The sequence below is a fragment of the Nocardia wallacei genome (genome assembly GCF_029869545.1).
Taxonomy (GTDB): domain Bacteria; phylum Actinomycetota; class Actinomycetes; order Mycobacteriales; family Mycobacteriaceae; genus Nocardia; species Nocardia wallacei_A.
Window position 1 is genome coordinate 1 of record NZ_JARWQD010000267.1, and the last position, 9,132, is coordinate 9,132.

8 protein-coding genes are annotated in these 9,132 nt (G+C 66.8%); 4 read left to right on the top strand and 4 right to left on the bottom strand.

Annotated elements, in window-relative coordinates:
• Both QH290_RS23125 and QH290_RS23130 read left to right on the top strand, forming a co-directional pair.
• Positions 1 to 1,321, top strand: a 1,321-nt coding sequence (locus QH290_RS23125) for an ISL3 family transposase (RefSeq protein ID WP_280385066.1), incomplete at its 5' end; no start/stop codon positions are given.
• Positions 1,322 to 1,552: 231 nt separating this feature from the next.
• Positions 1,553 to 1,858, top strand: coding sequence for a hypothetical protein (locus tag QH290_RS23130; protein WP_280385068.1), 306 nt, complete (start codon positions 1,553 to 1,555; stop codon positions 1,856 to 1,858).
• Positions 1,859 to 2,218: 360 nt separating this feature from the next.
• Here the strand turns inward: QH290_RS23130 and QH290_RS23135 are convergent, their stop codons facing one another.
• Positions 2,219 to 3,490, bottom strand: coding sequence for a PucR family transcriptional regulator (locus QH290_RS23135; protein ID WP_280385069.1), 1,272 nt, complete (start codon positions 3,488 to 3,490; stop codon positions 2,219 to 2,221).
• Between the two features lie 291 nt (positions 3,491 to 3,781).
• Here QH290_RS23135 and QH290_RS23140 point away from each other — a divergent pair, with 291 nt between their 5' ends.
• Positions 3,782 to 4,060, top strand: coding sequence for a hypothetical protein (locus QH290_RS23140; protein WP_280385071.1), 279 nt, complete (start codon positions 3,782 to 3,784; stop codon positions 4,058 to 4,060).
• Between the two features lie 65 nt (positions 4,061 to 4,125).
• Here the strand turns inward: QH290_RS23140 and QH290_RS23145 are convergent, their stop codons facing one another.
• Positions 4,126 to 4,608 (bottom strand): helix-turn-helix domain-containing protein, encoded by a 483-nt coding sequence (locus QH290_RS23145; protein ID WP_280385073.1) that lies wholly within the window; start codon positions 4,606 to 4,608, stop codon positions 4,126 to 4,128.
• A gap of 348 nt (positions 4,609 to 4,956) precedes the next feature.
• Between QH290_RS23145 and QH290_RS23150 the strand changes: the two genes are divergently transcribed.
• Positions 4,957 to 5,601 (top strand): TetR/AcrR family transcriptional regulator, encoded by a 645-nt coding sequence (locus QH290_RS23150; protein WP_280385074.1) that lies wholly within the window; start codon positions 4,957 to 4,959, stop codon positions 5,599 to 5,601.
• A 319-nt stretch (positions 5,602 to 5,920) separates the two neighbouring features.
• On the opposite strand, the gene QH290_RS23155 is transcribed toward QH290_RS23150, so the two are convergent.
• Both QH290_RS23155 and QH290_RS23160 read right to left on the bottom strand, forming a co-directional pair.
• Positions 5,921 to 6,367, bottom strand: coding sequence for a MarR family winged helix-turn-helix transcriptional regulator (locus QH290_RS23155; protein ID WP_280385075.1), 447 nt, complete (start codon positions 6,365 to 6,367; stop codon positions 5,921 to 5,923).
• Positions 6,368 to 6,867: 500 nt separating this feature from the next.
• Positions 6,868 to 9,093, bottom strand: a complete 2,226-nt coding sequence (locus QH290_RS23160; RefSeq protein ID WP_280385077.1) for a SulP family inorganic anion transporter — start codon at positions 9,091 to 9,093, stop codon at positions 6,868 to 6,870.
• Positions 9,094 to 9,132 lie beyond the last annotated feature (39 nt).

The following is a 9,132-nucleotide window of genomic DNA, read 5'->3' on the forward strand; positions in this document are numbered from 1 at the left end:
ACTCATCCTCCCGCGTGCGTGGTGGGCTGCCCGGTTGGCACGGGGCGGCCGCGCGGGAGCGCGGCTGACCCGGCAGCTGGCCGCCACGGTGAGCCGGATGACATTGCTGCGCCCGATCCGGGCGCTGCCCGATCCGCAACACCCGATCCCGCGGGTATTGGGCGTGGACGACTTTGCCCTGTGCCGCGGGCACCATTACGGAACGATCCTGATCGACATGCAAACCCACCGCCCGGTCGAGGTCCTCGGCGACCGGACCGCCGACACTCTGACGGCCTGGTTGCGGGCCCATCCGGGCGTGGAGATCGTCTGTCGTGACCGCGCTGGCGCTTACGCCGAAGGCGCCGCGGCGGGAGCACCCAACGTGGTGCAGGTCGCCGATCGCTGGCACATCTGGCACAACCTCGGCGAGGCGGTCGAACGCACCGTGGCACGCCACCGAGCCAGCCTGCCCGCCGCGATCCCCGCCCCCGCACCGCAGGACCGGCCTGACATCGCCGCAGTTGCCGCCGAAACTCTCCCAGGGCCGGTCACGCCCGGCGAACGGCAGGACCGCACCGCAGTGCGCACCCGGCAGCGCTGGACCGAGGTTCATGCCTTGCTGGCCCAGGGCACGAGCATCCTGGCGATCGGCCGCGAGCTGGGCCTGTCCCGCGGCACCACACGCCGCTTTGCCCGCGCCGAGTCGGCCGACGAGCTGCTGGTCAACAATCGCCTCGGATACCGAGTCAGCATTCTCGAGGCCTACAAGCCCGAGCTGCATCGGCGGTGGAACGAGGGATGCACCAACGCGACTCAGCTGTTCGAGGAGATCAAGGCCCGCGGCTACCAAGGCAGCGAAAAGCTGGTGCGCAACTACCTGCAGCCCTTCCGCGCCCTCACACACGCCCCGAGCGCACCCCCCAAGCCACCGACCGTCCGCAAAGTCGTCAGCTGGATCATGGTCAACCCCGACACCCTCGCTGCCGAGCACCGGACGAGCCTCGACGCGATCCTGGCAGTCAGCCCGGAACTGGCCGCGCTGACCGGGCACATCCGTGCGTTTGCCGACATCATGGGCCAGCGGCGCGGTCGCGATCTCGAACGGTGGATGGCTGCGGTCGATGCCGACGACCAGCCCGCGCTCCACTCGTTCGTGCGCGGCTTGCGCCGGGACCAGGACGCGGTCACCGCCGGCCTGACCATGTCCTGGAGCAGCGGAACAGTCGAAGGCCACGTCAACCGCATCAAGATGCTCAAACTCCAAAATGTGCGGCCGCGCGAAAACCGACCTACTTCGGAAGTGAATCCTGTTGAGCGAGTGACCGATTCACCCAGGTGAGTCACCAAAATTGTGCCAGATCCAGTATTCACGCGCCGTCGACACTTTCAACCTAATTGATCAAACACGCTGGAGCTCGACCTCCAGGGTCCCATCACCGTACGGCCGGCGGCGAGATATCGCGTCGGCGAGTGAAGCGAGTTCGACCGCGGCCGTGAACTCTCGGGCACAGCGGCACTCGTCCGCGTGCCTGTCCCTAGTTGGAGTGTGCTGTGGTCAAGAATGTCGTGCGTGGCTGCGTACAACAGGGGCGAAGCTGTCGATTCGGTGATACCGGAGTCGGACGTGCCGGGGAACCGGGTCGCGATGGGCGACCAGGGTGGTGGCAGCGACCAGGCGACATCCGGATCGGACGATCGTCAGGTCGGAATGCCTGTCCATCGGGACGTAGACGCGGTATGTGATGGGCTGACGGTGTCGTTCGAGGTTCGCTACGTCGGTGGTGCGGAAGGAGAGCGCATCGCTGCCGCGCAGGCGAAAGCTCTTGCCGCACTATTGAAGTGGCAGGCGGACCGCTCCAGAGATGGCTGCCCCTGAATCCGGCGGCTTGTGGTCCAGTTGCCCATGTTTTGTGTTTCCTGGAGGGCTCGAACCGGGGCAACCATTTGACCTGCACATTTCGGTCCCGTTGGTGGTCCTCGCAAGGGACACACTGATTACAAAATCCAGTTGACCTGCGAAAACGCTGTCACAGGTAAGTGCCCCCGGCAGGACACACGAAACATGGGCAACTGGGAAACGCCTGGTTATCGTGGGTGCGTATCAGTTGTGAGTGGCTGCGGTTGGGATTGCGACCGTGTTGTCTTCGGTGTCGTGCACGGTGGGGCGATGGGGCCGGGTTGGTCGCCGTGGTGGCAGTCGGGGAGTCGGGCCATCGTGGATTCTGGCTGCGGGGCGTTATTGCTGGGTGCGCCGGGTTGGAGATGGAGTGTTGGCGGGGCGGCGGGTTGGGTTGGTGTAGGCGTGGGCGACGAGTGCGGATTGCAGGTACCACTGGCCGGTGGGGTTGGTGGGGTCGCAGCCGGTGAGTTGTTTGATGCGTTTGAGCCGGTAGTCGACGGTGTTGGCGTGCAGGTGGAGATCGCGGGCGGTGCGTTGCCGGTTGAGGTCGTTGGCGAGGTGGGTGCGCAGGGTTTGGATTAGTTCGGGGTGGTTGTCGAGTGGGGTGAGCAGGGCACCGAGGGCTTCGCGGCCGGGTCCGGGCCGGGTGATCTGGTATTCGGCGGCGAGGTTGCTCATGCGGTGCAGGCCGGGGCGGGCGTGGAGGTGTTGCACGGTGTCGAGCAGTTGATGGGCTTCGGTGGCAGCGTTCGGGACCTGTTCGGGGTCGGCGTGGACGACCGTCGCGGTAAGGGGGATCAGTGCGGCGGCCGAGAGGGTGTCGATGAGGGTGTCGAGGTCGGTATCGGCGATCGTGGTCGCGGGGATGAGGACGGTGCCGCCGTCGACGCTCAGCAAGGAGAGCACGCCGTTCCCGCAGCGGGTCGCCAGCGCGGTCTGGACGCGCCGCAGTTTGCGGCGGGCGACGACGTCGCGATCCAGTGCGGGGTTGCGTTCGTCGGGGTGGGGCGGGATAGATAGGGCCACAACGTGATACGAGTCGGCGATGTCGATGCCGCATTCGCGGGCCATGGTGGAGGTGGGGTGACCGGAGAGCAGGGCGGTGGTGAGGGTGTGGACGGCGTGATGATGTTCGGCGACCGCGGCGCGCTGTTCTTTGACGTAGGCGTCGGAGATGGCGACGGTGATGGTTTCCAGTACGTCGAGGACGCGGCGGGCGGTGTGTTTGACGCCGTCGAGGTCGGCGGGGGTGGCGTGGGCGTAGACGAGGTCGGTGCCGAGCCGGAATCCTTCGTGCACGGCGCGGTGGATGGTGCCCAGCGGGATGCCTTCGCGTGCCCAGCAGGCGGCGGCGTCTTCGAGGCGCCGGATCTTCTCCGGGACGTCGGTGCCCTCATACATTGCGACCGCCAGTTCCAGGCACAGGCGGGTGGCGGAGGTGAAGTCGCCGGACACGGCGTCGGTGGGCATGGTCCGGCATGCCACGACGGTATCGACGAAGTGCCCCACCATCTTCCGGGACAGGCTGCGGACGTCGCTCAGTGGCGAGGTGACCGGTCTTCCCGATGCCAGCATGGGTCGCTCCGCCGTGCGAGTGGTTTCCGTCATGGTCGGCACTCCTTTCCAGCGCCCGTGTCATCCGGCCACGGGAGGATTTAACGTAACAATGCGGGGTTCAGGTGTTTAGGATTCTCGACAGTGATTGGGACCAGGTGGAAGTGGCTGCACAGTCGGATGTGACACGGCACAAAACCCCTGGCCCGGAATGGGCGACTGACCAGTAACGCTTACCGTGGTGGCAAGAGGGCGGAGCTGCGGCGGGAGGTGGTGCAGGTGAGCATGGACCCGGATCTGTGCCGGTCGAGTCCGCGCGACTCCGCAGCGGCATCCGATTCGGCGATGGCTGCAGGGTTCCGCCTCGCGCTCACCCTGGTCGATGCAGTCGAGGACGCCGGCGGGGTGACCCTGAGGTGGCTCGAGGATGCCGCGGCGCGGTGTGCGCGGCTCGGGATTCCGATCGATGACGTGCACGCCGTGGTCGCCGAAGGGCTGCGCGCGGGGCTCGGCGATGATGTCGGCTGCGGCCCTGCCCAGCCGGAGCCCGGTGATGGTGATGCGCCGACTTGGCTGCGAGATACGCTGCGCCGCACCGTTACCCGTGCCTATCGGCACGCATGAATTATTGCCGCGCACTACCGGCCGGTGGTGAAGAACGGCCCGCGCGGCGGTCAGGTTCGGGGAGTTCATCGGCGGAGGGAGTTCGCGAGGTCGCGCCGACGGTGGCGGATCAGCCCGTTGCGGACCAGGATCCGGTGCACGGTGATCTGCGACGGCACCGGCACGACACCGCGGTGGTCGAGTTCCTCGCGGATCCGCCGAGCGCTCCACCGGCGATGGGTGCGCCGCAGCTCGCAAATCGTGGCTTCGATATCGGACGCGATCCGGGTGGGGCTGCGATGCGGTCGCCGGGATTGATCACGCAAACCGTCCGGACCGTCGCTGTTGTACCGTCCGAGCCATTTGATCACCGTCTGCCGCGTCACTCCGTGCCGGGCGGCGACCTCGTCCGGAGTCTGCCCGCCACGGACCTCCATGACGGCGCGATACCGCTGCTCCCACAGGATCTTTCGCGGCACGACCTCGGGGCGGTATCTGCGCGGGCCGATGAAGTACATGCCGCCTTCTGGGGTCGGCCGCGGTCCGGCGAGTGATTCACGTGCGGTCATGGGCGGCCTTTCGAGAAGTCGGGTGGGCGGGTTGCTGGTTTCGTGGTGCGGCTCGAGATCGGCCAGGAGCGCACGCATCGGTCGGTGTCCAGTCCGAACCAACAGATCTGCGGGCGGCTCGGCCCGCGTGGCGCCGGGCTCGGCTTCGCGGGTTGGCCGAAAGCGGCACGTACCCGCCCGGCACCGTGCGGCCTCAGGCCGATGCCACGGGCGCCGCCGGTCACCACCACTGGACCGCTAGTACGTACTGTCATTGCAGGTCGGACATTCTTTCACGGTATTTGACATGAGATCATGTCAAATGTGTCGCTTAGTATCGCACGGATGTAACGACGATGGAAAGGTCCGATGAACCGGGATTCCAGCACGGCGTCGACTGGCCGGAGATACGCCGGGCTCACCCCTGCTGAGCGCGTCGATCAGCGGCGGGCAGCCATACTGGCCGCTGCGTTGCAGCTTTTCGGCACGGCTGGGTATGCGAGCACCCCGGTCAAGCAGATCTGCCGGGAGGCGGGTCTGACCGAGCGGTACTTCTACGAGTCCTTCGCCGATCGCGAGGACTGCCTCGCCGCGGTGTACGCCGGGGTCGTCGAGGAGATGCGTGCGGCGGTCCTGGCGGCGGTGCACGATGCGCTGCCCGACCTCAACGCCGTGACGCAGGCGGGTTTGGCGGCATTCGTCCGATACCTCACCGACGACCCCCGCCGGGCGAGAGTAGATCTGATCGAGGTCGTCGGTGTGTCCGAGGCGATGGAGCAGCGGCGCCATGCGGTATTCGGCGACTTCACCGAAATCATCATCGCGACGTGGGCAGCCTCTCGAGGAAGGCCGGTAACGCCACACATCCGGTCGATGGCAGTCGTGCTGGCCGGCGGGGTCAACCACCTGCTCGTCGATTGGCTGATGAACGGGCAGCAGCAAGAACCGAGCGACCTCATCGAGGCCTGCGCGACCGTGTTCTCGGCGGTCCGTGAACGCGTCGACGCAGAGTGAGAGTTGTACCGGAACTCCTACGCCCGGAAGCCACCGGCCGAGAACACCCCTCGCCATGACCGCCTTCGTGTATTCGACTGCGCCGCAGCCGCTACCGCACCCTGTTGGTACGGATCGAGCGGATCTCGGAGCCTTCTGCATTCCAGCGACCCACTGGAGATATCTTCCGCGACGGCACGGAAATTCCGATCCGAATACACGGCCGCGACGACAGCGACGAACATACCGACATCAGCTGAGCGTTCCACATTCAGGGTCGCCCATTATCGTGGCCCGCGCGGCAGGCGTGCGGGCCGGGCCCCGACTGCGCGGGGCCTTATCATCCGTATGCGATCTGCTCCAGCAAATCCAGCACTTCGTCTATCTTGCGCAGTTCGCCGGGTGGCAAGCTCTCCGACAAAGCCAGTGCGAGAGCGTTATTCAAGGGCTCCCGCTGCCCGCGCACCCAGGCCAAGCCTTCGTCGGTGAGCATCAGGTTCACGCGGCGTCCGTCGCTTGGGTCCCGCACACCGGTGATCAGCCCCTGATCGCGTAACCCGTCCACAACGTTGCGCATCGTCTGCGGACGCACCATCTCGAGCCGAGCCAGATCGACGGCGGCCATGGCTCCACGCCGATGCAGCCGCCCGAGCACCGCCCACTGCGTCGGGGACAATTGACGCGCGTCAGGAGCCCTACGCGCCCGGCGCAAAATGACGGTCAACGCGATGCGCAGGCGCGCCGCGGTAGCGGACAATGCCGTAGCGTCCGCGGAGTCAACGCTCACCTACGACACCTGCCAACGGAGTCGAATAGACCAATCGATCGCAGCACCGTACTCCTTGCGATTCAACCCAGAGACGCTCCGCGAACACGCTGGAAATGTAACTCGGGAGTGGAGAGCGGCTAGCCATTCTCCAGCCCTTGACAGGTAGCTATCTCCTCGAATGGCCAATGCAGAGGATATCCCATCTTCTCACCCTTTCGATGCGGAACACCCATGAGATGCGAGAATTTCGCGTTCTCGGCTATTCCTGGAACTCCAATCAGATCACGACCACGCGGACCGCCGCACGCCATTCTGATGTATTAAATTCCTGGAACCAATTACTTGCGTAACTATTGGGATCTGTCACAGCGAACTGTGATATTACGGCGCGCAGCCCGATTGCCTCCAACGCGCGGCCGGTGGAGAGGCGTCCGACGCGACGCGCACTCAGCGGACGGCGAGAACCTGGCCCGGGCGCGAGTTCGGGTGGTGGGCAGCCGGACTCGCGTCCCTGTGCGTCAGACCGAGGCCGGGGCGACGACCTGGTCGGTGATTTCGCTGATGCCGTCGGCGGTCACCTCGAGGACACAGGCGGTCGCGATGTCGAAGAACAGGCCCGACACCGTCAGGCCGCGTTCGGCGACGGCGCGGCTGACCACCGGGTGGCGCTGCAGCGTTTCCAGCTGCACGGCGACGTTGACCATGGCGAGCTGGGCGGCGTCGTCGTAGCCCGCGGCCGCCGCGGCGGCGCGCACCGGGTGCCCGGCGGTGTAGGCGTCGAGGCTGGGGCGGCCGTGGGCCAGCCAGCCGTCGAGGCCCGGCCCCGCCGAGGTACCGGCGAGGAGCGCCTTCATGGCGCCGCACGACGAGTGCCCGCACACCACGACATTGCGGACCTTCAGGTTGTCCACCGCGAACGCCAGGGCGGCCTCGGCCGAGCTGTCCGAGCCGTCGGCGGGGACCAGGTTGCCGACGTTGCGGACGGTGAACAGGTCACCGGGGCCGCTGTTGGTGATCACGTTCGGCACGATCCGCGAATCGGCACACGTCAGGAACAGCGAGTGCGGGTCCTGCTTGTCGCGCAGCTCGTCGAGGTGCGGGCGCACCACGTGGGCATGGCTGCGGTGGTAGGCGGCCACACCGTCGCCGACCGGGTTCTCGCTGCGCTCGCGCCACGGGCCGAGCACCTCGTCGAGCATGCCGCGGGCGCGGCCGCGCTTGGGCGGCCCGGCCGTGGCGTGTTCCATGCGCGCGGTACCGATCTCGACGAATTCCACGTTGCCGCCGGTGGATTCGTGCTGCCGCGCCCAGTCGTGGATGGCCTCGTAGGCGGCGTGATCGAGGAAGTCGACGGTCAGCTCGACCAGCACGTCGGTGCCGGTGGGCACCTTGGCGAACTCCTTGGTCAGCTTCGGCAGCGCCAGGAACGTGCAGGTGCCGTCGATGCTGACGATCCAGCGCTCGGTCCCGGCCACCGGGGCGGCCTGCACCGACACCCGCACCACCCGCCACAGCAGCAGCGCGAAGGCCAGCGCGAGACCGATCAACACGCCTTCGAGCAGGTTCAAAAACACCACGCAGGCCATCGTGACGGCGTACACGGCCAGATCGCCGGTGCGGCGGGCCAGGCGGATATGGGCCAGCTTGACCAGCTGCACACCGACCACGATGAGCAGCCCGGCCAGCGCCGACTTCGGGATCTGCTGCACCACACCGACCAGCGCGATCGAGAACACCAGGATCCAGATGCCGTGCAGCAACGCCGACGCCTTGGACTTCGCGCCCGCCGCGACGTTGGTCGAGCTGCGCACGATCACACCGGTGACCGGCAGGCCGCCGAGCATGCCCGAGGTCGCGTTCGCCGCGCCCTGGGCCATCAGCTCCCGGTCGAAATTGGTGCGCGCACCGGTGTGCAGCTTGTCCACCGCGACCGCCGACAGCAGGCTCTCCACGCTCGCGATCAACGCGATCGTCAACACCGCCAACGCGACACCGGCCCAATCACCGCTGGGCATACCGGGCAGGCCGATCGCGTCGAAGATCGAGCCGTCGATCTTGATGCGCTCGGGATTGCCGGGCAGCACCAGCGACAGCACCGTGCCCACGAGCACCGCGACCAGCGGACCCGGGATCAGCTTCACCCGCGCCGGCACCCACCGCCACGCGACGATGATGCCGATCACGATCAGGCCGATGACGAAATCGTCACCGTGCAGGTTCAGCAGCTGTCCGGGCAGTTCGGTGAGGTTCTCGAACGCCGAGCTGAACGAGGTTCCGCCCAGCAGCACATGCACCTGCTGCAACGCGATGGTCACACCGATACCGGCCAGCATCGCGTGCACCACCACCGGCGCGATCGCCAGCGCGGCACGCGCGATCCGCGATAAACCGAACAGGATCTGCAGCAAGCCCGCCGCGACCGTGATGAAACAGGTTGTCTTCCAGCCGAACTGGTTGATGGTCTCGGCCACCACCACGGTCAGGCCCGCGGCCGGGCCGCTCACCTGCAACGGGGACCCGCCGAGGATACCCACGACGATGCCACCCACGGCGGCCGCGATCAGACCCGCCGCGATGGGAGCGCCGGAGGCAATGGCAATGCCCAGCGACAACGGCAAGGCGACGAGGAAGACCACGATCGAGGCAGGCAGATCATGGCGTGTGATCGAAGACAGACGATCGGACCAGGGTCTCTCCGGTGAGCTGGTCGCCGAACTAGGCGTCGTGTCGGTGTCGGTGGACATATTTCTCCTTCACCAGGCCGGTGGGCCGGTCCCGGGGGG

Excerpts from the sequence above, each read along its gene's own strand:
- QH290_RS23135 (WP_280385069.1), bottom strand. The coding sequence starts at position 3,490 with ATGACGGAAACCACTCGCACGGCGGAGCGACCCATGCTGGCATCGGGA.
- QH290_RS23140 (WP_280385071.1), top strand. The coding sequence starts at position 3,782 with ATGGCTGCAGGGTTCCGCCTCGCGCTCACCCTGGTCGATGCAGTCGAG.
- QH290_RS23145 (WP_280385073.1), bottom strand. The coding sequence starts at position 4,608 with ATGACCGCACGTGAATCACTCGCCGGACCGCGGCCGACCCCAGAAGGC.
- QH290_RS23150 (WP_280385074.1), top strand. The coding sequence starts at position 4,957 with ATGAACCGGGATTCCAGCACGGCGTCGACTGGCCGGAGATACGCCGGG.
- QH290_RS23160 (WP_280385077.1), bottom strand. The coding sequence starts at position 9,093 with ATGTCCACCGACACCGACACGACGCCTAGTTCGGCGACCAGCTCACCG.